The sequence below is a fragment of the Magnetococcus sp. PR-3 genome, assembly GCF_036689865.1.
Taxonomy (GTDB): Bacteria; Pseudomonadota; Magnetococcia; order Magnetococcales; family Magnetococcaceae; genus Magnetococcus.
On the sequence record NZ_JBAHUQ010000003.1, the window covers coordinates 1 to 23376 of the forward strand.

At 49.6% G+C, this 23376-nt stretch carries 21 protein-coding genes and 1 tRNA gene; 9 read left to right on the top strand and 13 right to left on the bottom strand.

Going from position 1 to position 23376, the window contains the following annotated elements:
* Positions 1-116: 116 nt before the first annotated feature.
* From V5T57_RS03005 to V5T57_RS03035, 7 genes are all read right to left on the bottom strand, one after another.
* The gene (locus tag V5T57_RS03005; protein ID WP_332889675.1) at positions 117-857 is read right to left on the bottom strand and encodes a cytochrome c biogenesis CcdA family protein; all 741 of its coding nucleotides are present in this window, start codon (positions 855-857) and stop codon (positions 117-119) included.
* Between the two features lie 2 nt (positions 858-859).
* The gene (cutA, locus tag V5T57_RS03010) at positions 860-1216 is read right to left on the bottom strand and encodes a divalent-cation tolerance protein CutA (RefSeq protein ID WP_332889676.1); all 357 of its coding nucleotides are present in this window, start codon (positions 1214-1216) and stop codon (positions 860-862) included.
* 33 nt (positions 1217-1249) lie between these two features.
* Positions 1250-1816 (bottom strand): TlpA disulfide reductase family protein, encoded by a 567-nt coding sequence (locus V5T57_RS03015; protein WP_332889677.1) that lies wholly within the window; start codon positions 1814-1816, stop codon positions 1250-1252.
* A 413-nt stretch (positions 1817-2229) separates the two neighbouring features.
* The gene (locus V5T57_RS03020) at positions 2230-4077 is read right to left on the bottom strand and encodes a UbiD family decarboxylase (RefSeq protein ID WP_332889678.1); all 1848 of its coding nucleotides are present in this window, start codon (positions 4075-4077) and stop codon (positions 2230-2232) included.
* A gap of 327 nt (positions 4078-4404) precedes the next feature.
* A complete protein-coding gene (locus V5T57_RS03025; protein WP_332889679.1) occupies positions 4405-5346 on the bottom strand; it encodes a response regulator in 942 nt (313 codons plus the stop codon).
* Between the two features lie 163 nt (positions 5347-5509).
* Positions 5510-6385: a 4-hydroxybenzoate octaprenyltransferase gene (ubiA, locus tag V5T57_RS03030; RefSeq protein ID WP_332889680.1), complete on the bottom strand. Its 876-nt coding sequence runs from the start codon at positions 6383-6385 to the stop codon at positions 5510-5512.
* On the bottom strand, positions 6382-6933 hold the full coding sequence (locus V5T57_RS03035; protein WP_332889681.1) for a chorismate--pyruvate lyase family protein: 552 nt from the start codon (positions 6931-6933) through the stop codon (positions 6382-6384). The genes ubiA and V5T57_RS03035 overlap by 4 nt, the downstream gene beginning before the upstream one ends.
* Positions 6934-7085: 152 nt before the next feature.
* On the opposite strand from V5T57_RS03035, the gene V5T57_RS03040 reads away from it, so the two are divergent.
* From V5T57_RS03040 to V5T57_RS03070, 7 genes are all read left to right on the top strand, one after another.
* Positions 7086-7832, top strand: coding sequence for a 16S rRNA (uracil(1498)-N(3))-methyltransferase (locus tag V5T57_RS03040; protein WP_332889682.1), 747 nt, complete (start codon positions 7086-7088; stop codon positions 7830-7832).
* The gene (locus tag V5T57_RS03045) at positions 7829-8836 is read left to right on the top strand and encodes an FAD:protein FMN transferase (protein WP_332889683.1); all 1008 of its coding nucleotides are present in this window, start codon (positions 7829-7831) and stop codon (positions 8834-8836) included. Before V5T57_RS03040 ends, V5T57_RS03045 begins: the two co-directional genes overlap by 4 nt.
* A complete protein-coding gene (locus tag V5T57_RS03050) occupies positions 8818-9225 on the top strand; it encodes a NusG domain II-containing protein (RefSeq protein ID WP_332889684.1) in 408 nt (135 codons plus the stop codon). The genes V5T57_RS03045 and V5T57_RS03050 overlap by 19 nt, the downstream gene beginning before the upstream one ends.
* A complete protein-coding gene (locus V5T57_RS03055; RefSeq protein ID WP_332889685.1) occupies positions 9222-9746 on the top strand; it encodes a Gx transporter family protein in 525 nt (174 codons plus the stop codon). The genes V5T57_RS03050 and V5T57_RS03055 overlap by 4 nt, the downstream gene beginning before the upstream one ends.
* Positions 9743-10837: an A/G-specific adenine glycosylase gene (mutY, locus tag V5T57_RS03060; RefSeq protein WP_332889686.1), complete on the top strand. Its 1095-nt coding sequence runs from the start codon at positions 9743-9745 to the stop codon at positions 10835-10837. The genes V5T57_RS03055 and mutY overlap by 4 nt, the downstream gene beginning before the upstream one ends.
* 80 nt (positions 10838-10917) lie before the next feature.
* Positions 10918-12714: a diguanylate cyclase domain-containing protein gene (locus V5T57_RS03065; protein WP_332889687.1), complete on the top strand. Its 1797-nt coding sequence runs from the start codon at positions 10918-10920 to the stop codon at positions 12712-12714.
* 40 nt (positions 12715-12754) lie between these two features.
* A tRNA-Arg gene (locus tag V5T57_RS03070) sits at positions 12755-12831 on the top strand.
* A gap of 104 nt (positions 12832-12935) precedes the next feature.
* Here V5T57_RS03070 and V5T57_RS03075 read toward each other — a convergent pair.
* On the bottom strand, positions 12936-13688 hold the full coding sequence (locus V5T57_RS03075) for a hypothetical protein (protein WP_332889688.1): 753 nt from the start codon (positions 13686-13688) through the stop codon (positions 12936-12938).
* Positions 13689-14096: 408 nt separating this feature from the next.
* Here V5T57_RS03075 and V5T57_RS03080 point away from each other — a divergent pair, with 408 nt between their 5' ends.
* Positions 14097-14486: an SAM-dependent methyltransferase gene (locus V5T57_RS03080; protein ID WP_332889689.1), complete on the top strand. Its 390-nt coding sequence runs from the start codon at positions 14097-14099 to the stop codon at positions 14484-14486.
* A gap of 180 nt (positions 14487-14666) precedes the next feature.
* Here the strand turns inward: V5T57_RS03080 and V5T57_RS03085 are convergent, their stop codons facing one another.
* The 3 genes from V5T57_RS03085 to V5T57_RS03095 all read right to left on the bottom strand — a co-directional run bounded on the left by V5T57_RS03085 (position 14667) and on the right by V5T57_RS03095 (position 19091).
* A complete protein-coding gene (locus V5T57_RS03085; protein ID WP_332889690.1) occupies positions 14667-15176 on the bottom strand; it encodes an alpha/beta hydrolase in 510 nt (169 codons plus the stop codon).
* A gap of 108 nt (positions 15177-15284) precedes the next feature.
* Positions 15285-15527 (bottom strand): hypothetical protein, encoded by a 243-nt coding sequence (locus V5T57_RS03090; RefSeq protein ID WP_332889691.1) that lies wholly within the window; start codon positions 15525-15527, stop codon positions 15285-15287.
* A 108-nt stretch (positions 15528-15635) separates the two neighbouring features.
* Positions 15636-19091 (bottom strand): transporter substrate-binding domain-containing protein, encoded by a 3456-nt coding sequence (locus V5T57_RS03095; protein WP_332889692.1) that lies wholly within the window; start codon positions 19089-19091, stop codon positions 15636-15638.
* A gap of 224 nt (positions 19092-19315) precedes the next feature.
* On the opposite strand from V5T57_RS03095, the gene V5T57_RS03100 reads away from it, so the two are divergent.
* Positions 19316-20104 carry a substrate-binding periplasmic protein gene (locus V5T57_RS03100; RefSeq protein ID WP_332889693.1) on the top strand — a complete coding sequence of 263 codons (789 nt, stop codon included), beginning with the start codon at positions 19316-19318 and terminating at the stop codon, positions 20102-20104.
* A 13-nt stretch (positions 20105-20117) separates the two neighbouring features.
* On the opposite strand, the gene V5T57_RS03105 is transcribed toward V5T57_RS03100, so the two are convergent.
* Together V5T57_RS03105 and V5T57_RS03110 are read right to left on the bottom strand one after the other, a co-directional pair.
* Positions 20118-22115 (bottom strand): methyl-accepting chemotaxis protein, encoded by a 1998-nt coding sequence (locus V5T57_RS03105; RefSeq protein WP_332889694.1) that lies wholly within the window; start codon positions 22113-22115, stop codon positions 20118-20120.
* 532 nt (positions 22116-22647) lie between these two features.
* The gene (locus tag V5T57_RS03110; RefSeq protein ID WP_332889695.1) at positions 22648-23151 is read right to left on the bottom strand and encodes a GlcG/HbpS family heme-binding protein; all 504 of its coding nucleotides are present in this window, start codon (positions 23149-23151) and stop codon (positions 22648-22650) included.
* Positions 23152-23376 lie beyond the last annotated feature (225 nt).

The window sequence follows — 23376 nt, forward strand, 5'->3', positions numbered from 1 at the left end:
TAATTTAACTTTTTTCAAAACTCTAAAAAAAACAAGGGCTTGCCATTTGGCAAACCCTTGTTAACTCGGCTAATAAGCCATCTCTAATATCACGCACTGCTTTTATATAGGCTGGCTTATCCCAATTCAGCCAAACCTGGGAAGAGCTCTAACAAGTAGCTACTGATCACGGTCATATCGCCAAGGAAGATCAGAACACCAATAACCACCAACAGGCCCCCGGCTACCAGCTCAACCTTATGCATGTGCCGACGGATCTTGGTAAAGAAGACCAGGAACCGGTTGATCGCCAAACCCGCCAATATGAATGGGACACCCAAGCCGGCCGAATAGGCTGCTAACAAGAGGATGCCCTCATTAATGGTGTCCTGTCCGGCGGACAAAGCAAGGATACCCGCCAGGATGGGACCCACACAGGGGGTCCAACCAAATGCAAAGGCTAAGCCTATAAAGAAGGCCCCCCACATACCTGGTGGCTTTTGGTCTGGATTAAAGCGGGCTTCAAAGTTGAGGAAGCCAATACGGAAGAGCCCCATGAAGTGCAGACCAAAGATGACGATCAATACCCCACCAAACTTGGAGAGGTACTCCATATAGTCAAACATCAACTGGCCAAGAGCCGAGGCTGTGGCGCCCAGTCCTATAAAGACCAGGGAGAAACCCAAGACAAAGGAAAGGCTGTGTAAGGTGGCATGCAAGGCGACCTTACTATTGCCCTCTTCCCCGGCTGATTTCATTTCATCAACAGAGATACCGCTCATGAAACTGAGATAGGCGGGTACCAGTGGCAACACGCATGGAGAGATAAATGAAAGGAAACCAGCCCCGAAGGCGGTTAAAAAAGTGACGTCCGGCATAACTACTCCTGGTCAGAGGGGGTGGAATTTTGTTCCACCGAGTCGGCGATCCACTGCATATAGGCTGGCAACCCTGCATCGATACGGGTAACGATGATCTCCGGCACCTCATATGGGTGGGCATAGTTGATGGCGTCTAACAATGCCTGCTCACATCGGCCATGGGATTTGATCATCAATAGATGTTCAGCTTCGGTCTCCACTTTACCTTGCCATAAATAGGTGGAGCGTCCTTGAGGTAGGGTGTGTACGCAGGCTGCCAGCTGTCGTTCGATCAACAACTGGCTTATGGCACGTGCTGTTTCATCATCTGGTACAGAACACCATGCGATGATGCCTTGTGGCTCGGTTGTGCTCATACCCTCCCTCTCTCTTCATAAGAAGACACCGGATCAAAGTTGCTTTTTGAGCCAACCTTCCAGGTCTTTGTAATGAAGCTGACCTGTATGGGTTTTAATGATTTTACCGTCTCTGTCAATAAGAAGGCTCATAGGTAGGGCAAACACCCCACCCATGGCTTTACTGATGGTATGGGTCTTTTTGGGGGTATCCCGAATGATTGGATAGTTAATACGCTTACGCTTTACAAAGCGCTTGAGCGTCTCTAAATCCGCACGATCCTGATAGTCGATACCCACGACCTGAAAACCTTTGGGGCCAAAATCGTTTTGAGCCTGGATGAGATCGGGGATCTCCGCCAAACAGGGTGGGCACCATGTGGCCCAATAGTTGACCAGAATGACCTTACCTTTAAAATCCGCCAGTTTGACCGAATGACCCGCCAGGGTGGTCAAAGCAATGTCTGACCAGTGCCCCGTTTTGGGTGCCGAAGGAATAGCACCTTGCCCCCTGGCTTGGGTCTGTTCCGATGAAGGTGGTGGTACCTGCTTAACCAACACATAAACAGCAATGCTGATAAGCCCAAGCACAAAAAAGGTAAGAAGCAGGTTACGACGCATCAATGTTTCCTAAAAAAAGGGAATAAGAGTTCAAGCTTTGGAGCCGTACTCTTTAATGTAAGTTCGTCTTTATGGTCAAGCGTGACCATATTTACGGTTCAGACCGCGAAGCCATACCTTGGCAAAGCATCGCATAAGGCCATACCACACGGCATGATGGTCATCATGAAACCCATGAAAAGTATCCATGCCCATCCGATAGAATAGACCCGATCCATTGATGACGAATTTTGTGGGTACACCAACAACGTTCTATAGGGAAATCTCCGGCTATGATGCCCTGACCTGCTATGGCGTTCCTTGATGTACTCTAAAGTATGCTGTGCGAGCCACCATATTTACCGCCCACAGCCTAAAATCTGGTACACCCTCAACCTTGGTGCATCATAAACAAGTGGCCCTTACCCATAAGGTTACCAGATGGGGTGACCATCTCCGGGCAGGCCCAGTCTTGGCCACTTTTCGGTCACACGATCAATGGTCGCTTGGTCCATGGTCAAGACCCGGCCCCACTCCCGCTTGGTCTCACCAGGCTGTTTATGGGTTGCGTCCACCACAAATGCTCCATGGGTCTGATCTAAAAACAGGTCACGTCCTGCATCACTGCGGGTGGAAACGACCCACCATAGATCATCCCAACAGGTTGGATCGACATCATCATCCACAAGCCAGATCTGTCGAGGCCCCGCATCCATAGCCAACAGCTGCTCTGCAACCTGGGCACTTTGACCGGCTTCCGTTTTATGTATAGCCACCACAGCCATACCACATGCCGTGCGTAGGTGAATGGACTGGATAATGGGGTGTTGCTGTTTGGCCTGTTCTGACCACCGGTGCATAAGATCCGCATCAGGTCGCGGGGTATGGTTTTCCAAAGCCAGCAACTCAGGACCTGACTTGGTGGTTGCATCCAACCCCAACTTACCCCCTAGACCCGCCACTGGGGAGGCAAAATCCAGATAATCAATGGGGGTATTGGTCAGTACCTGCAAGTCACGCCGGGCATCCGCATGTTGACCAACCGCGGCCATCACGGCATCCCAACTGTGACAATCCACATCCTGATCCACCACAATGAGGTATTTGGTATAGAGAAATTGGCGAAGAAAACCCCACACACCGGTCATAACCCGAAAGGCATGGCCTGCATATTTTTTTTCCATGGCAATAACCGCGACCCGGTAGGAGCAAGCCTCTGCCGGTAGATGGAAGGCGGTAATCTCAGGAAACTGTTTTTTAAGAAGGGGTACAAAAACCCGATTGAGCGCCAAAGCCAACACCGAAGGTTCATCGGGCGGGCGCCCAGTATGGGTTGAAAGATAGATGGCATTACGCCGCATGCTTACCCGCTTGACGGTAAAGACCGGAAAGCGCTCAATCTCATTATAATAACCCGTATGGTCACCATAGGGACCTTCATCGGCCAGATCATTAAGATCTACGGTACCTTCTAAAACGATCTCAGCTGAGGTTGGAATGGGCAATCCACTCACCTCACCTTTGACCACCGTCACACTTTTTTCGGTCATTAACCCGGCAAAGGCATATTCAGAGAGTGTATCCGGTACCGGCGTAACCGCGGCTAAAATGGTGCCGGGGTCACACCCAATGGCGACCGCGACAGACATGGGTTTGCTGAAGCTACGGCTATGCTGGGCACCACCACGATGCTTTAACCAGCGCATGATCAGACGGTTTTTGCCGATAAGTTGCATGCGGTAGATACCCAGGTTGACCGGACCTTCATCGGCCCCACGGGTAATCACCACGGGCCATGTCACCAAAGGGGCGGCATCACCAGGCCAACAACTTTGAATGGGCAGCTGCGTCAGATCAACCTGCTCCCCCTCTTGCACCTGCTGTTGCCAAGGTGCGGAACGTTTGGTGCGGGTTGGCATATGACGAACACGGGACATCTTGCGGGCCGTACCCACCAAACCACCAACCCCACCGGAGGGTGGATCGGGTTGGCGCAGGTAAGAGAGCAGCTCCCCCAGTGCCTCAAGCTGTTCCAGATCAGCACCAATGGCTAAACCCACACGCCGTTCTGTACCAAACAGATTGTTAAGTACCGGCATACTGTAACCGCGTACCTTTTCATACAACACGGCAGGTCCACCGGTGGCCAACAGCCGAGTGGAGATCTCCGTCATCTCCAAATGGGGATTAACCTCTTCTTTAATACGAACCAGCTCACCACAGGATTCCAGAAAATCACAAAAGGTGGAGAGATCTTTAAAATGTTTGGGAGATGGCGCCATGGGCTTGGTCAAATTTCATTTAAGAGGGATCAAAAGAGCATACTTTAAACCGGTAAGTATCCTTCTTTTCATGTGATGGGTCCAGGGGCTCCACCTTGAATGGCGAGGTGATGAACGGATATCACACACCATACGATTCTTTTCATGTTGCCTAAATCACAACCGCAACCGTTTATATGCCGTGTAAAAGTATGGTTTATTTTTGCGATAGCCCACAAAAAAGCCCTTTTGAGGGGAAGATGGGTGCCATCTTCCCCTCAAAAGGGCTTTTTTGGATATCTACAGGTATCACATCGCATGGATCGATACATAAAATCCTATGCAGAATTAGGAGGTGGGTTCCTCTTCCTTAATACCCAAATGAACCCGGACCACCACAGTATTACCCGGATCATGGTACTCCAATTGATCAAAGCTCAACATTTTAGCCATGGCAATACCCCGACCATGGCTATCAAACGCACGTGCTGGGTCAAATTCCAAAAATCCGCGCCAGTCAAAACCTGGACCTTCATCCTGGATAAGAATTTCCACCAGATTTTCACTTTTGGTAAAACGTACCCGGCCCCATTTCTCCCGATTTTCCGGTAAGGATTGGCGTCGATGTACCTCCTGCCACCAATCATCCCGATTTTTCAACAGTTGGGATTTATCGGCGTAGGTAATGCCCAGGTTGCCATGCTCCACCGCATTAATCAGCAGCTCAGACAGACCTAAAACCACACGCTCTGGATCGGGACAGGTGTGAGAAAGCAGCGCCGCCAGATCTTGGGCCTGTTTTAGGGTCTGAAAACGGAAGGTTCCCGTATCAAGCAGGCGCATACTCTGGATGGAGTCCGCTGCTTTATCTTGTGCTTCGCGGGATTTATCTCGGATTTGACGATAGCTGGTATAATCATCCACTGCGGTGCGCACGATGGCACGCAGCATATCTTTACGGTAGGGCTTGGTCAGATAGTAGTGGGCACCGGCTTCCAACCCCTCAACAATCTCTTCCTGAGAAGCTTTGGCGGTCTGCATGATAACAGGCACCATGCGTAGCTCATCATGCTGCTTCATACGGGAGAGCACTTCCATCCCATCCATACGCGGCATCATGCGGTCCAACAAAATAGCATGGAACTGCAGGGGGCTTTTATCCAATAGCTCCCATGCCTCCTGTCCATCACGCGCAATGGAGAGTCGGTAACCCTCATCTCGAAGATACTCCGAGAGGATTTCTAAATTGATGGGCTGATCATCGACCAGCAAAATTTGAGCGTCGCTCATGGCACCCGGTTCCAAACTTACAGATTCTATCGACCCTTGTATCCTTAGCCTTTCTTTAGCATAACGCAAGGTAAGAATCACGGATATAAGGTGTTCTTTGGTGAGGAAACGGGTACACCAGATAGAAAATAGGAATTTCTTGATGGGATCTGCGTAATTTTACTTAGCCTAACCATAATCCTGCGCAGATTAAAAGACCCAACCATTGGTTACTTAAAAAAGCCCGCATGAGTACCGCTGTTTCCCGCCCACGCACATAGTATATCTGCCATATCATATGTACACAGGCCAAAAGCACGGTCACATAGTAGGGCCACTGCAGCTGCAGGCTCCAACCCATGGCGATAAACAGGGCAGCTGTGAGCCCATAGAGGACCGAGATCCAAAACAGATCACGCTGACCAAATAAAATAGCGGTGGATTTGACGCCGATCTTAAGATCATCCTCCCGATCCATCATACCGTAGAGGGTGTCATAACCAGCGGCCCAGGTTAGGGTGGCCGCAAACAGCAGCCATGCGCCAGGTGCCAACGCCCCTGCCGTCGCCGTCCACGCCATAACCGCAGCCCAACCAAAAGCTGCCCCCATATAAAACTGAGGGATATAGACAATACGCTTGGTTAAAGGATAGGTAACCGCGAGAAAAGCCCCGGCAAAGGCCAACTGAATCGTTAAAAAATTCAACTGCAAAGCCAACAACAAAGCCACACTTAACAACAGCAGCAAGAGCATGACCGCTGCACGGACAGAGATACGACCCGCCGCTAATGGGCGCAGCTTGGTACGGGCAACATGTTTATCAAAGTTACGATCGGCCAGATCATTAGCCACACAGCCGGCTGAACGCATAACAAAAGCGCCCAAAGCAAAAATGGCCAACATGACAAGGTTGGGAGTCTCTGGATGAGAAGCAGCCACCACACCCCAGAGTGCAGGCCACATTAATAGATAGGTGCCAATGGGCCGGTTGACCCGCATGAGTAGCAGGCTCTCACGAATCAAAGGAAAAGGCAGACGTTCAACCCAATGTTCACTCATGGTACCACAGGCGCAAAGAGTTCCAGAATGCGGGCATTGGGCCGTCCATTAACCGTAAAGAGCGACCGCCGACACCACAGCGGTGCCTGACCAATACGCTCCAAGCCCTCTACCTGAACCTGACTAATCTGTAGGTGCGCCCGGTTCACCACAGCACCATTGGCCAAGTAGAGACCGCCTAAAGGGATTTGCCCATTGCGAATGGTATCCCGATCCCCTTTTTCCAGATGGTCCCAGCCAATTTGGGAGTGGGCATACACCAACATAGGACCAGCATGGTTTACCCAGGCATCCCGAACAAGCAGGGTTTCTGCCTGCAGCTGTAATGGGGTATCCCATAATGATTGCAAAGGTGCTTGAACGGTGGGGGTTGCAACCTGTTGGCGCACCGTCACATCGACTGGACGATGATAACGCTCTTCAAGAAAGCGGGTCAGCGAGCCCGTATGGGTCAGCGCAGCATAAAGATCCTCATCCACCACCTCTTGTTGCGAGAAGGCCGAGGCATCTTGCCAAGCTTGCATCAACTGAAACCGCGGCGTCTGCATACGCCATCTGCTCCTAAAATAATGAATAACACCCCAACAGTTAGTCAGGGGACAGGGATGGCAAAAAAGTATACCCTATGACCGCCAGAAACAATGCTTAGAGGTAAAAAAGGGTGGGTTTATCTCACCATTGACCCCAATTCAGGCCAGCCATGTCCACAACACCACGACTCTACTGCCCCAAACCCCTCCAGGCTCAACAACCCGTTACCCTGGAAAAGGATGCCCAACGCTATCTATTAAAGGTACTACGTTTGGGTGAAGGGTCTGAGCTCTACCTTTTTAATGGAGAAGGTGGAGCGTGGCTATGCCGGATTACACAAACCAGCACACCCATGCAGGTTCTACCCGTAGATTTTGAGCCAGAGCCCTCCCCTAAATTGCATATCACTTTGGTGCAGGGCTTAAGCCGTAGTGGCCCCATGGAGTTGGTTATTCAAAAAAGTGTTGAACTGGGGCTGCATCAACTTATTCCCCTACAGAGCCGCCGCAGTGTCGCCAAAGCCAAAGGGGAACAGAAACTGGATCGCTGGAACCGGATCGCCACCGAGGCTGCCGAACAGTGCCGCCGAACCCGCCTGATGCAGATCACACCAGTCACCCAGTGGGAAAAATTGCAGGAACAACTCCCAAAAGAGGGGCCACGCTTACTCTTTTGGGAGGATAGCCGCAGCCAATCCCCCTCCTTACAACATTGGGCCCAATCCCAATTGGAGATCCCCCAACAACTCACCTTACTGATTGGCCCTGAAGGCGGGCTGACCGAAGAGGAAGTTCAACAGGCCTATACCCATCTGGGCTTTGAGCCCTGTACACTGGGACCCAGGGTCTTACGTACCGAAACCGCTGCTTTGGCTGCGATTACAGCCATTCAGGTCTTGCTGGGAGATATGGCATGAAAAAGTGGATTATCTCTCTCCTGCTATTATGGCTACTCCCCAGTTGCTCGGATCAGGAAAAAGTACAGAGTGCCACCCAATTGCGCATGGGTACCTGGGTGACCATCTCCACAGCCGGACACTTTCCAGAGGCCACCAAAGCCGCCTTTGAAGAGATGGGTCGCCTAGAAAAAGCCCTAAGTAGCCATGATCCCAACAGCCCCATTTCACGCATTAACCAGGGTTCTCGCCATCAGTGGCATGTACTGGATACAGAGACCGCACAGTTGCTGGAACGCGGGTTGAAAATTCAACAATACGCCAGCAACCGCTTTCATATGGGGCTTTACCACCTTTCACAACTGTGGGGATTTATGTCAGAAACCCCACTCTCAGAACCCCCAGCCCCTGTACTACGCGCGATGTGGCGGCAACGGGGTGTACCCTTTTTAGATGATGCCTTTACCTTTAAACAGATTGAGGGACAAACCCGTATTCATATGCCCCATGCTGCTTTTGGCTTGGATCTCGGGGCCATTGCCAAAGGCTATGCCATTGATCGAGCTATAGCCATTTTACAAGCCCATGGTGTTACAGGGGCCATTGTTAATGCCGGGGGCGACCTACGGGTGATTGGGGATAAATATGGCCAACCCTGGCGTATTGGTATTCAAGACCCTACCGATAAAGAGCAGGTCATTGTACGCAGTGAATTAAAAGGTCCGCGTGCCATGGTAACGTCGGGAGATTATGAACGGTTTTTTATGCATGAAGGTAAACGTTACCATCACATTATTGATCCACTACGGGGTGAACCTGCTGACTTTGGTTGGCGATCGGTCTCGATACAGGCCAGCGATGCTGAAACCGCAGATGCACTCTCCACAGCCCTCTTTGCCATGACCTTAAAGCAGGGCCAAGCATTGCTGAGGCGGTTTCCCAATAGTGAAGCGTTATGGGTCGACCAGCAGGGTCAACATTACCAAACCAAGGGATTTATCGGTCAATGGCTGGGTCCTTCTTAAAAGGTATCGGCCTTATACGCCGTGCAACCTCCATGATGGATCTCTGTATCGCCGGGGGTAGCCTGGGGATCCTTCTTTTTTTTATGCTGTTTGCGACCCAAGAGGGGGCTAATCGGGTCGAGGTTCACCAAAACAATCAATTGGTACAGACCTTGGCCCTGGATAAAGAGACCCAACTTGAACTCCAAGGTCTATTGGGTCGTGTGATCATTGAGGTCAAACCCGGTGCAGCGCGTTTGCGGGAGTATGACTCCCCCCGTATGATTGGTGTGCGTACCGGATGGATCAGTGGGGGGGGCCGTATGGCCATCTGTGTACCCTGCGGTATTTTTATCCGTATTCCACCTGCCCAGGCGCAGGATAACACCTATGATGCGGTTGCCCGATGAACGTCACCATTACACCCCTTCGTCGGGATCTACTCATAGGCTACCTGGCGGTTGCTGCTGTGGCTGCCCATATGTTGGAAGCCACCCTACCCGGACTTGGCCCTTGGTTTAAACCGGGGTTGGCCAATGTATTTACGGTGGTGGCTTTTTACCATCTGGACCGATCAGCCGCTATTTGGGTGGCAGTTATTCGGGTCTTGGGGGGCTCGTTGGCCATGGGGGTTTTTCTAACCCCGACCTTCTTTTTGAGCAGTGCAGGTATGCTTGCAGCTGTACTGGTTATGCTGATACTGGGGGGACGAATCCCCGGTATGGGGCCGGTGGGGCTCTCTATTTTAATGGCATTGGCCCATATGTCTGCACAAGTGGGGGCCGCACATCTGCTGTTTATTCAACATACCGGTCTGTTTACGCTACTCCCTTGGTTTTTGATCGGGGCTTGGCTAACCGGTTGGATCAATGGTGTACTGGCCCATGGTCTACTTGAACATCTTAATCGACATCGTATAGAAACCTCATGACACCCCCTACCCTACCCTCCGATCTAGCTCAGCGACTTTTAAGCCACTATGACCAATATGGGCGGGATCTTCCTTGGCGGAATCAACAGGATCTTTACCGTATCTGGCTATCCGAGATCATGCTCCAGCAGACTGGCGTGAAAACGGTTATCCCCTATTACGCAGCCTTTTTGGATCATTTTCCCACCCTTGCAGATCTGGCAGCGGCCTCGCAAGAGGCTGTTTTGGCCCAATGGCAGGGGCTGGGGTATTACCGTCGTGCCCGCATGTTGCACCGCGCAGCCCAACAGGTTATGGCCGATCACGGTGGTCACTTTCCAGAGCAGATCGAGCACGTTCAAGCATTGCCTGGTATTGGGCCAAGTACCGCCGCAGCAATCCTGGCCATTGGTCGGGAACAACCCCACGCAATTTTGGATGGTAACGTCATGCGCGTTCTGTCGCGTTTGGTGGCCTTGCAAGAACCCGTTGATGGAACAGCAGGCAAAAAAACACTCTGGCAGGTCGCACGTCAACTGACCTCTACGGATCGGCCCGGCGATTACGCCCAAGCGATCATGGATCTTGGGGCCACCATCTGTACCCGTCGTCAACCAGCCTGTGACCAATGCCCATGGGGTCATGCATGTACTGCACGCAACCAAGGTAACGTCACACTTTTTCCACAAAAAAAGGCCAAAAAAGCCAAACCGCACCGTCACCAGTGTATGTGGGTATTAATGGATGATCAGCAGCGGCTGTATCTGCGTCAGCGTCCTGAAGAAGGACTATTAGGGGGTATGTGGGAACCGTTGGGTGAAGATTGGAGACCCCTCCCCCCCCAAGGTGATCTGGTTAAACGGGCCACTGAGCAACTTACAAAACAGGGGATTACTTGCCAACAACGGTTAGAGGCCATGCCTGTGGAACATATCTTCACCCATTTCCGTCTAACGGTATACCCTATTTTGGGCATGGTCACCCAAGGTGTTAAGCATCGACAGGATGCACAGTGGTGGTCTATGGGGGAGCTGGCGCAACGCCCCATCTCTACTTTGCACCGAAAAGTGATTAATCATGCACTGGGTCTGGCAGATATGGCTCTGAATTGATAGGGTAGAGTGCGTTGGTGATTATGGGATATCCTTTTCCCTTTTATTAGATTTGAATGTACAACATGTGAGGTGCGATCATGGGTCATAACAAGAGCATGACGTATGGTGGTGAGAGCTTTGCCGAACAGCGACTTTTTCGGGATATTACCTGGGAAGAACTCGCACCTGTTTTGACCCAATGCCCCCTTAAAGAGTTGCAACCGGGTGAGGTCCTTTTGGATCCCGCACATGCCAATGAGACACTCTATCTCATCATTTCCGGTACCCTGAGTATTCACCTGAAAGATCGCAACACTCCTGCCATCATCTCTTTGGGGCGTGGTAGTTTTGTTGGTGAACTCTCTATTGTCGATGAGAAATATCCCACGGCCTTTGTTGTGGTCGAAAACCCAACCCGCCTGTTGATGATCTCTAAAGATACCCTGCATCAACTTATTCAGCGCTCCAGCATTTTTGTGTTTAATCTTCTACAGGTCTTCTCCAACCGTATGCGCTTTAGTACAGAAGCCCTTATTGAGAGCCATTTTGTACGTACCGTACCGGACATTATCTATCGGTTGGATTCACAAGGTCGTTTTATTTATCTTAATGAATCTATTGAGAAACTTGGCTATACCGTACAAGAACTCCTCAACCGTCATTTTACCTCATTGGTCACGGAAGATGACCGAGGCAAGGTCAGTTTTGACTATACGATTGCCCGTCATGACAAACAGGATAGTGCTGAAGATGGCTCGCAACCCAAACTGTTTGACGAACGTCGCACCGGTGAACGTAAAACCACCGGCCTAGAGCTCAAACTGCTCACCAAGGATGAGCAAGACCAAGCATCGGATAGTGATGAAGAGCATATTATTCATGCTGAGGTCAGCTGTACGGGTATTCAGGTAGAGTCCCTGACCACAGGTGAACGGGACTATCAGGGGACCATCGGTATTATTCGGGATGTTACCGAGCGTAAACGTTTTCTCGCCCAGCTTAGTGAACAAAAAGCGCAGATGGAGGCTATTTTTAATACCATGGCCGATGCCCTTTTGGTTACCGACATCCATGGCATTATTCAATCGGCCAACCATTCAGCCAGTGAAATTTTTGGCTATGCCCAAGATGAACTACTGGGATGTTCCATTGGCATGTTATTGGAAGCCGATGGCCATGAAGATGCTGTCGAGAGCCGTTGGACCGGCATGGCGGGTCACCGTAAGGAGGTCCAGGTACGCCGCAAGGGAGACAAAGTTTTTGAGGCGGAAATGTCCGTGTCTAAAGTGATGATGGAAGAGCACATTCTTTATACCGGCATTATTCGGGATATTACCGAACGCAAAGAAGCTGAACGACGTATTACCTACCAAGCAAACTATGATGCCCTAACGGGTATACCCAACCGTAGCCATTTTCAACACCTGCTCAAGCAGTCCATTGAGCGGGCTACTGCTGAAGAAAGCCAGTTGGCTGTGATCTTTATCGATTTGGACCGCTTTAAATGGGTCAATGATAACCTTGGCCATGGTGCGGGGGATGAACTGCTACGCCTTTCATCCAAGCGGGCAGCCAGTTGTTTGAAATCCCGTGATACGGTGGCACGTTTGGGTGGTGATGAGTTTGTAGCCATTTTGGAGCATGTTGGGGGATCTGATCAGGCTTTTGCGGTATCCAAACGGGTACTAGAGAGTTTAAACCGACCCTTTATGCTGGATGGTAAGGAAGTCTTTATTTCCGGTTCTTTAGGGGTCTCTCTCTACCCACAGGATACAACGGATCAGGAAGAGCTTCTGAAAAAAGCGGATGAAGCGATGTATGCCTCTAAGCGTGCGGGACGTAATGCGTGTCATTTTGTCACGGGAGAGAATTTCCAGATGGCCAAGAAGTATTGAGCCTTGGCAAGCTTTGGCGTATCGTTTGGCTGTTTCTTCAGTCCCCGTAGCTCAGCCGGATAGAGCATCAGATTCCTAATCTGAGGGCCGTGCGTTCGAATCGCGCCGGGGACACCAGATAATAAAATGGCTTACTCATTTGTATGAGTAAGCCATTTTTTGTTGGGGTGTAACTTTACACCTGCTTGGGGATAAAACAGCATATTTCATACAGAAACGGTTCAGCCGAGGTTGGATTGGTCAGATATCCATGGTTTACAGATGTCATAAGCAGAATCTACAATTCCATTGATCTTGGTAGTGTAGGGGTTGTCTTCCCCACTATCCCAAATGATACCGCTAAGCTTTTTTCTCTCATTAGACTTCATTGAATTTTTAAGCTGTTCTTCACGTACTCCACCCACTATGCCTACATTCCTTGCAGCGTAAACCTGTTCTGATAGTTTACTTTCATCCATCAAACGACGTGCTGCAATATCGAGCTCACGCCATGCTGCCCAAAAATCAGTGAACGGTGATACATCCTGAAAAAGTGCTTGGAAACGCGGCCTGAGCTCATGCAGTTGCCGGACAGTTTCCCATTCTCTTTGCATGCTTAAAAGCTGTTGCAACCCCTGGTAATTTTTAGGTCTTCCTGATTCATCTCGAAAATCACTATTGTCGGGCAACAACTTGGCCAACTCTTCAAGCTCATCTCCCGTAGCTAAGAAGTGTCGTATAAGACTGATTGAATCACGCGCTTTTTCAAAAGCCTCTAACGTATCTATGGCATGTTTGAACTTCATTTCTCGAAGAAAAGCATCCCTTTCCAATTCAAGTCTTGTTTTGTCAATTTTTAAGGCGGTCTGTTCGTATTTGTTGGGAGCTCCAAATACTGCATAGGCCCCAAACACTAGGAGCGCGATACCTCCTACTCCTGAACCAATATGGTAAAAAACCTCTGAACCCTTTTCCATTCGTTCAACTGCAGCCACGATAAACAAGGTTCCCCAAGCTGCAAGGCAAACTCAAGCAACCACACCAAGATAGAAAAGCATGTCGATAAGCATATTTTTATTTTTCATTATTAATTCCTCATCATCATCTTGGCTTTCATGACAGCCCTTTTAAATACCCTCCCCCACTCCATCACCTGCCCAATCTATCCCTTCTGCCTGAGCACGTTCCAGTATTGATCTCCGACGGTGACGGTCTCTTGGTGGCCACCTGTGGCTTTTTCAAGATAAGGGGTGACTTGGCGGGGGAAGCCCCTCATGCTTTTTAGGCAGGCAGAGCAGGGGTCACAATAGAGAATGTTTAGCGGTCACGGCTCTCGCACAACATGCTTAGAAGTTGGGGGATACCCTTATTTTAACCAGACAAACACACCAGGGGTGAACAAGATGGCAAACGAACTTCACTTTATCGGGCAGATCAGAACCCCTTATAAAGACCTTGCAAGCTGCCCTTTTAATATTCAGCCCGATGGACCTGACTGCCAAATTGTGTTGGATCCAAACTATCAACAGGGTTTAATTGGCCTTCAGCCAGGGCAAACCATTTTGGTTTTGTATTGGTTTGAGAACACACGCAGCACACAGATGCTACAGGTGGTTAATGAGGCTGAAGATGATCATATGGTTGGCACCTTTGCGCTGCGCTCACCCCACCGACCTAATCCTATTGCCGTAGCGATGGTCGAGATCCAAACGATTACGAATGGACAGATTATCGTCCGTGGTATGGACTGTCTGGATGGCACTAAACTACTGGACATTAAACCAGCCATTTAGCTTGAACCGCGATAAAAAAAGTGGGTTTGATCAGGGCATAAATCAGGGGATTTGCTGCACACAAACAGAACTCTACCAGGCTCCAAGAAGCTGGTATTTAGACACCGTGTGATCTTAAGTGGTGGTCGCGTGTTGGCCATGGTTTAAACGCTTGTTTTGAACCATGGCCTCATGCTTTGGTTAAGCTTGTGGTGGTACAATACGGGTTAAAAAATCCCTGAATAACTGTGCGATGAGATCCATACTATCCAGTAGACGATGACCATCGGGCATTAACATAAGGGGAATATTATCTGCCTGGGCATAACGGATTACATGCTCAACGGGTACGACATCATCCGTCCAGCCATGCACAATACAACGTTGTTCACAAACCAGCGCTGGAGAGGGGTGTTGATAGCCGGGTAGAGAGAGCGCAGGTGCGAGCAAAAAAACACCCGCAGGCTTAACCTGTTGGGATGCGCATACACTGGCATAGCCCCCCATGCTAGAGCCACACAACACCAACGGCTCAGCATATTTTAAGCCATGTTCTACCAAACGCTGTACACGGTCGTCAGGGTCTAAAAGATCCCGATAATCAATGGAATCCACCCCCCAACCCAACTGCTCTGCAACCGATGCCAACCGTTTGATCTTACCACCCCAAGGACCGCTCTCTTTACCGTGTGAAAAGAGTACCTGCATCATAACCTCGCTTGGTTAGGTAAGGGGAGCGATAAACATAGTAACCGCAGAGCAGACCGTGTCTGTCTCCTGAATCCACCGTACAACTTAAAACACCCAACATGGCTTAGCTTAACGCCCTTTACCTTTGATACAGCTTTGCAAAAATACCGCACGTAGATCTGCACTCAGGCTGCGCAAGGGCTGATCACATAAGGGAACAGCAGGCTCAAACACCTGCTGGGTCGGTTCAATAACCTCTACCTGACCTTGGGGTGCTTTAACAACAGGAACAGCTGTTTCAGCCGGTTTTTGTACAACTGAACAACCACTTAATGTCAGTACTGCTGCCAAGATAAAAGTCGGTTTATACATGGTGGCCTCCCCATCTCTGTTTGTGTCTCTTACGCCTGCTTGCTTACGTATGCACAGTTCACACCATGGTGGGTTACATGTGATTAGGCAGATGATCCCCTTTTTGGATTATGACAGTTGCTTCAGAAAATCTAACAACTCAACCTTAGAGATCGGCTTGGTCAAATGCCCATTACAACCCGCTTCCATACTGTGGTGCTGTGCATCAGCAAAAGCATGGGCAGAAAGCGCGTAGATCGGGGTTGGTCGGCGCCCTTGTTCACTCTCCCAATGACGAATGGCCCGAGTTGCCCCATAGCCATCAAGCCCTGGCATCTGTACATCCATAAGTACCACATCAAAATGACCGGATTGAAAAGCATGCACCCCCTGCTCTCCATCATTAGCCATGGTAAGGGTATGTGAAGATTTTTTTAAATAAGCACGAATCAATAAACGGTTATCTTCACCATCCTCTACCAGCAAAATGGATCGCCCAGCTTTGGGGTTTAAGGACTTGGTACCCTGGGCATGATCATCCCTCATCTGTGGTGCTTGGGTTTGTACCAAAGGTAGTTCAAGGGTAAAGATGCTGCCCTGCCCGACTGTACTGGAGACATCAAGATAACCCGCCATTTTTTGGATTAAACGGCTGCTGATATACAGCCCTAAACCTACACCACCATACTGACGGGAGATCCCAGCATCCGCCTGGGTAAAGGGGTCAAAAATGGTTGTTAGTTTCTCCTGCGGTATCCCAATACCACTATCTGTTACCGTTAATTGCAGGGCATCCTGACCTTTAACTTGGGCCACAATGACCACATGACCTTGTTCCGTAAATTTGATGGCATTACTGGTTAGGTTGACCAAAATTTGGCGTAAACGGTTTTTATCCCCCATGATCCAGGCTGGCATGGTATCAGGACAATGCACCCGCAGACCTAACCCTTTATCTGCCGCAGAAAGGGTAAAAATGTGATGTATCTGCTCGATCAGTTCACGGAGTTGAAAAGGGGCCTGTTGTAACTCAAACTCACCCGATTCAATACGGGATAGATCCAACATATCGTTTAAAAGGGTCAACAGTGCCTGGCCAGATGCCGTTGCTACCCCCAGATAATGCTTTTGTTGGGGATCTTTGGCTTGCTCTAAAACCAACTCCACCATACCCAGTAAAACATTCATAGGGGTACGGATTTCATGGCTCATCACAGCCATAAATTCACTTTTGGCCTGACTGGCTTGAACGGCCTGTTCCTTCGCAGCTTTCAGGGCCTGTTCTACCCGGTAGCGCTCAGCAATCTCTCGGCGTAGACGTCGGTTCCAGAATATAAAGAGAAGTAGAATACAAAGAACCGGCGCTACCACAGCTAAAGCGGGTTTCCAATAATCTCTTAAACGAGGTTCAGGTTGATAGTGGGCAACTTGCCAGCGCCGTATCATGGCCGCCACCTGTGCAGGGCCAATATGGTGTAGCCCCTGGTTAAGAACCTGCTCCAACATGGGCCAATCTGCCCGCACAGCAAAACCCAGTGCGCTGGGTGCATCCTCTAAACGGCCAGCAAGCTTTAAGTTAAGTAGGCCTTGCTGTCGTATCCAATAGGCAACTTCACCCAAATACCCAATGTAGAGATCTACCTCACCATGTGATACCGCCTGTAAACCTTCTTTGGGTGTGGCAAAACGTTTTAAGTATCGACCCAACTGAAAACGATCCTGCGACATCGGTGTACTACCAAGGGCCACGGCCACGGTTTGCCCCTGCAGTTCTTGCAGATCTACCACAAAAGGGGCATCACTGCGGGCCACCATGACGCGGTTCTCTTGGGTATAAGGTGCCACAAATCGCGCCACTTTGAGCCGCTCGACTGAAGGATCCAAGGCCAATATGAGATCGATCTCCCCCACTTTCATCAGCTTTAACAGATGATCTCGGTTGCGACCCTGCACCACCTGATACTCAACACCTGGGAGTGCCTGGGTAATGGCACGTAAAATCTCCAGTGCAGGACCAGTGGGTTCACCCCGTTCATTATACTGAAACAGAGGCGCCATATCGGGAGAAACCCCAATACGCCAGATGGGGTTCTGTTGTAGCCACGTTTGTTGAAGAGGGGTCAGGGACATACCGTGGTCATTAAGACGTGTGGTGGTGTGGCGGTCCAGACCTAAGCCTGGAACCCAGGCCTCCAACAGGCGATTGAAGGTTCCATCCTCTTTCATGGCATCCAAGGTTTGTTGCCACTGTTCAATCGTCTGGTTGGAGGTATGTTTATGGAAGGCCAAATAGGCAGGTAGATCTTTAACAGCAACGACTGCTTGTAGACGGCCAGGATCCAACCCCGCCAGTTGGGCCGTGTGGGCAATGGTAATATTACTGTTGATCCATAGATCAATTTCCCCAGCAAATAGCGCTTGCAACCCTTTGTCAGGAGTAGGAAAATCAACCAAAGACTTAAAACCTAAACGTTCCAGATGCCGGTAGGAAGCATAGCCTTGCACCGCACCAACTTTTAGCGCTTTAGCCTGCTCTACAGTACGGGCTTTTACGCCACGGCCCTCTAAAGAAAACAGAAAAAGCTGTTCAGGAATGACCGGGCCAACCCATTTAAACAATTTCTCCCGTGCTTCTGTACGCGATGGTGGCAGAAGAACATGGCCCGGTTGCTTTAAGGTTGTTTGGTAGGACTGACGCCATGCTTGAAGGGTGATGGGTAACGCCACCCCCATACGCCGCGTTATTTCCCGTACAATCTCCACCCCTAAACCGGTAACCTCCCCCCCTTCAACATAGATCATGGGGGGCATATTGGCGGTTAACAGCGTGATGGGTTGTGTGCGTCCGGGTGACCAACGTTTAAAGATGGCCTCGACCTCGGGCTTGGTAATTTTAACCAGCCCCTGCTCCACCAACTGCAAACGCTGTTTATGCCCTTTGACCACCGCTGAGCGCATGGCATTGAGCGATATGGGCCGTTTATCCCGCACCAACCGCCCGACCCCACCATGTTGGTGTATAAGCCTCTCCCCCACCATGCGCTCAGAAAAAAAGCTGTCAATCTTTCCGGCCACAGCAGCCTGTACAATGGCTGGGTAAGATTGAAACTGAATATATTGAGCATGGGGATAGGTGCGACGTGCCAACTGGTTGCTATGCTCTTTGTCCACAACACCAATACGCCAATGGGCTTGCTGTTGCTTGTCTTCGGGCAGTTGTGCCCCAGCCTGATAAAAATGGTGGGTACTCAGATCCCATATGGTGGAGGTAAAATCAAGATAATCGGCCCGCTCTTCGGTATAAAAAAGACCGGAAATAATATCACCACGACCGGTCTGGATATGCTCCAACACCTGGGGCCAAGGTAGAATTTGAAAATCGATGGAACGTCCCATCTTGCGGGACCATAGCTGCCAAAAATCTACGGTAATACCGACCGGTTTACCGGCTGCATCCAAAAAAGAGAAAGGGGGATAGTTGGCTGAGAGTACCCGTAGAGGTGCTTGGCCTGTTGGTGCAGCATGGGTAGATAAGGAGAAGAGCAAACCCAGAAGCAGTGATATCAGCAGAACAGATCGTTTCATGCAGGCCACTTTTTAACAAATACCATGATCATGAGCCCCCTCATACACGACCTCATATCATTTTTTATCCCCACTGGCAGTGTACCAAACAATCTCCTTAGGGTTATAGCCTATTTCCATCTGCTCCCCACCCCGTATAGCACTGTTTTTTGGGTTCATACTAGGCCAAAAGGGGTCTATGGGGTATGGTATGAAGACTGCTATTCTCTTATTGGATTGTTCTTATGCGCCTGCTTTTGCTGCCTGCTTTACTTCTACTCTTACTCTCACCAGCTCAAGCGGATGATCAACCGCTCTCAATTGAGTTAGGTTTTGGTATTGTCGGTGGCTTTATTGAAGAGGATTATTCAGGTCCAGGCTATGCCTTCTTAGAGGAGGTGACAAAGCGGCTAAAAGGCAAAGGGTATGAAATCCATACCCAGCTCCTGCCGTTCAAACGGTTAATTACCGCCTTTAACATGAATAAAATGGATGTGTTGTTTCCCATTATTACAAGTGGGGATCTACCTTCGGGTGGATATGCCAAATGGGGTTACTTGCGTATCCCCCTATCATCCATGCCCCTTTACAATGGGGGGGAATTTGTCATCTATACCCGTAAGGATCAGCCCAAACGTGACAATGTTGAGAGCCTGAAGGATCTGCACGTCGGTATTATGACTGGGATCTATATACCCACGGTGCTGCTACCTCCCAGCACCTACAACGTTACTGAAATTTATGGTGCTGAGCAGGCTTTTAAAATGCTACACGCGGGCCGTATGGATGCCCTGGTTATGCATAACCAGTGGGCTGGTGTGGTGCTGGATAAAATGGCCGAAGCTGAAGAGCTGCACCACGGTCAAGCATTTGGTGCCATACTGGGTGGTTTTCTAACCCAACAGGATGAACGTGGTGCGCGTATTCTGGCCCATATTAATCAGTCCCTGGCCGAAATGATGATGGATGGTACCTGGAATAAAATCCTGGATCAGTACCCCAATGCTCAAACGTTGGTACGCCCCCCTCAATAGGGTTGTTCTTCCCTTACCGGCCTTTAAAACGGCTGAGTGCTTTCTCCAGTTCAACCGCAATCTGCGCCATACTACCGGCTTGGCTCTGTACCGTACCACTCAGTTGTGTCATACGCTGCGAGGCATCATTGACCTCAACCATACTTTGAGCAACCTCCTGAGCAGATTGTGAAGAGGCTTGGACCTTCTGGCTAATTTCACTACTGGTCTGAGAAGAGGTCCCCACCAGATGTGCCATGGTCTGAACACCGCTGGATGCATGGACCACACTCTGGGTAACCTCATTAATACCCTGGGCGATCTCCTGTACACTACGGGCAACCTCTTGAGAGCCAGCCGTTGCTTCATCCACCCGGTTGCCAACCTCTGAGGTCTCATGGTTGACCTCCCCCATAGAGGTCGCAATGGCTTCTACCGTATGACTCTGCTCTTCCACAGCGTTGAGAATATCCTCAATCACCTCGGCCAACTGACCGTTGATATCCGCCACATTTTGAGAAGCATCACCAGCTTGCCGACTCTGATTTTGAATCTCTTCGATCTGGGCGGCGATACTACCTGTGGCATCACTGGTCTGACTGGCCAGCTCTTTGACCTCATTGGCTACCACCGCAAAACCTTTACCAGCTTCACCCGCACCAGCCGCTTCAATCGAGGCATTCAAGGCCAACATATTGGTTTGGTGTGCAATATTGTTGATCACCGAAACCACCTTATTAATCTCTTGGGCAGAACGGGAGAGAACCTCCATAACCCCATGGGTCTCTTGTGCGGTTTTAGAAGCTTGCTCAGCCCCCTGGTTGGCCTCTTCACAGCGGCTACGCACGGCACTAATGGTATTGGTCAATGCCTCCACCGCAGTGGCTACTTCTGTGACATTACCACCCGTACGTTGCGCTGCTTGGTTAACACCATCCATGTTAACCGTAACCTCCTCAGTTGCAGAGGCCACGGTAGAGAGATTGACATTGGCCTCTTCAGCCGCAGCAGAGATGGTGGTCATATTTTGATCCATCTCCCCTGCACTTTCTGATACCTGCTGCATGGCCTCATTCATACCATTGGTGGCGTGGGATACCTGTTCCAAATTGGTATACATCGCCTCTGTTGCGCTGGAAACCTGAAGGGCGTGGCTGCTTAACGAAACTGAACCTTGGTTTAGATCGGATGATACCGTTGTAAGTTGCCCTGCCGCTTCATTCAGTGTCTGGGTTGAGTGCCCAATTTTTTTCAAAATATCGCAAAGACCATTGACCATGGCACGTGTGGCATCAATGGTTCGGCCGATCTCATCATCTGCTTCAGCGGGTGGGATCTCTACCGATAAATCTCCATTGGCCACTTGGCCCAGGATATCCACAATATGGTTGATGGGCTCACCAATTTTACGTTTAACGTAGAACAAGGTGACCAGAACCACCAGCGTGCCACAGATTAAGGTAATACCAATAATCCAGTATTGGACATGATCAATAGAGGCATAAAATTCAACCGTTTTAATGCCTACATAGAGAATACCGATCACTTCTCCGCTGGCATTGATAATGGGATCATAACCCGTGATATAGGGGGTGCCTAGAATATCGACAACACCGCGAAAGGGGGTTTTCTTTTCAAAGACACTTTTAAAGGCCGCGTTGCGTGCCAGCGTGGTCCCTGTAGCTCGGCTGCCATCGGGTTTTTTAACCGATGTCGCCACACGCGTATCCCCCATAAAAACGGTCGCCGTCCCCCCGACCAATCTTGAGATGGTATCGACCAGATCATCGTGACCATTTAACCGATACTCATCGGCGTATATACCCTCTTTTTTAATGGAAAAGCTGGTCCCATGATTTTTAACCTCATGCCATGCCACCCGCATATTTCGATTAATGGCATCCAATGCATCTTGATCGCCTTTTCGGTGGAGCTCTTCTACCGTCGCCAAGGTGGCGCCAAGGCCGACAATTAAGGTCGAGAAAAAGACAATAAAGCCAATTCGTGCGGTCAGACTGAGGCTTTTTTTCATGGCACTACATGCTCCCAGGGGGTGGGTATGAACCGTTATCGCGGAAGAAAGGCGGAGGAAGTATAAAAGATTCTTTGAGAATTTGGAGAGTTTTTATGTAAATATTTGTAATTGCATACATATCACTTATCACATATATGCAATGCAACCCCCTGATAAATCGATGTTATTGAATATAAAAAGCGCGAAATAAAAGAGCTAACGTAGCAATTTGTATGTATTTTTTAATTGTCCAATATCAAAAAAAACAGATGGAGCACGCTTATACGAAGAGACATCTCATCCATGATGGCTCAACATCTATCTAACCGCTAAGCAACCATAGCTTTGCCAAGCACACTACTTGGTCGATTGGATCGGTCTTTATAGAGTAGACCACACCATACATCCAGTCATGGTCTGTGAAATCATGTCACCCTAAGTAGCCATAACCCATAAAGGGGACTTAATGTGGCCTATAAATCAAGAAGGCTGGGCTCTTATACAGATCCCAGCCTTCTCATTTATACCAGGGTTTGATGGGTCCCCTTCTTTACATCATGGACATCTCTAACTCATCCAACACCACCTGAGCACCTTCTTCCGCACACGCCTCATCGGTTTCACCACTTGGTGCACCAGATACCCCAACACTACCTAAAAAGATCCCACCAACCTCCAAAGGAATGGCACCCGCTGACATCACCACCCCTGGTACCCGGCCAATGGCAGTTTGAGCCCGATCCTTCAGTTGAGATGTTGGTACCCGGAACATGGCCGCTGCATACGCTTTACCTTTTGAGATGGTTAAGGTAATGGGCGGCGCGACCGTATCCCGCAATATAGCCTGGGGAATACCATCCCGATCCATCACCGTAACACCAATTTGAATGCCTTTTTGGCGGCATGCCTCAATCACTTGTTGGGCAATTGAATTGGCCGTTTGCAGGGACATTTTTTGCAGTGGCACCACGGCTGCCATCTCTTCTTCAGCCTGAGCTGGACTATGAACCAGACAAACCATTAAAGCCAATATCAAAAAAAACTGTTTTTTCATGATTCTACCCTCCCATTTACACGCCCTGTCAGGCACTGGACTAACGATTTTTATCGATTATCTACCCACCCTGTGTACCCCAGCTTTTATAGGATGCCAAGCCCCACTTAACCCCGTCAGGTATTCACCTGACCTGACTTTGATCGCAACTTTAACAGTGGTAAAATCCTCTAAAAATCACCTAAATGTTTAATTTGAACGCTTAAAAACTAACTTGTGGTATCA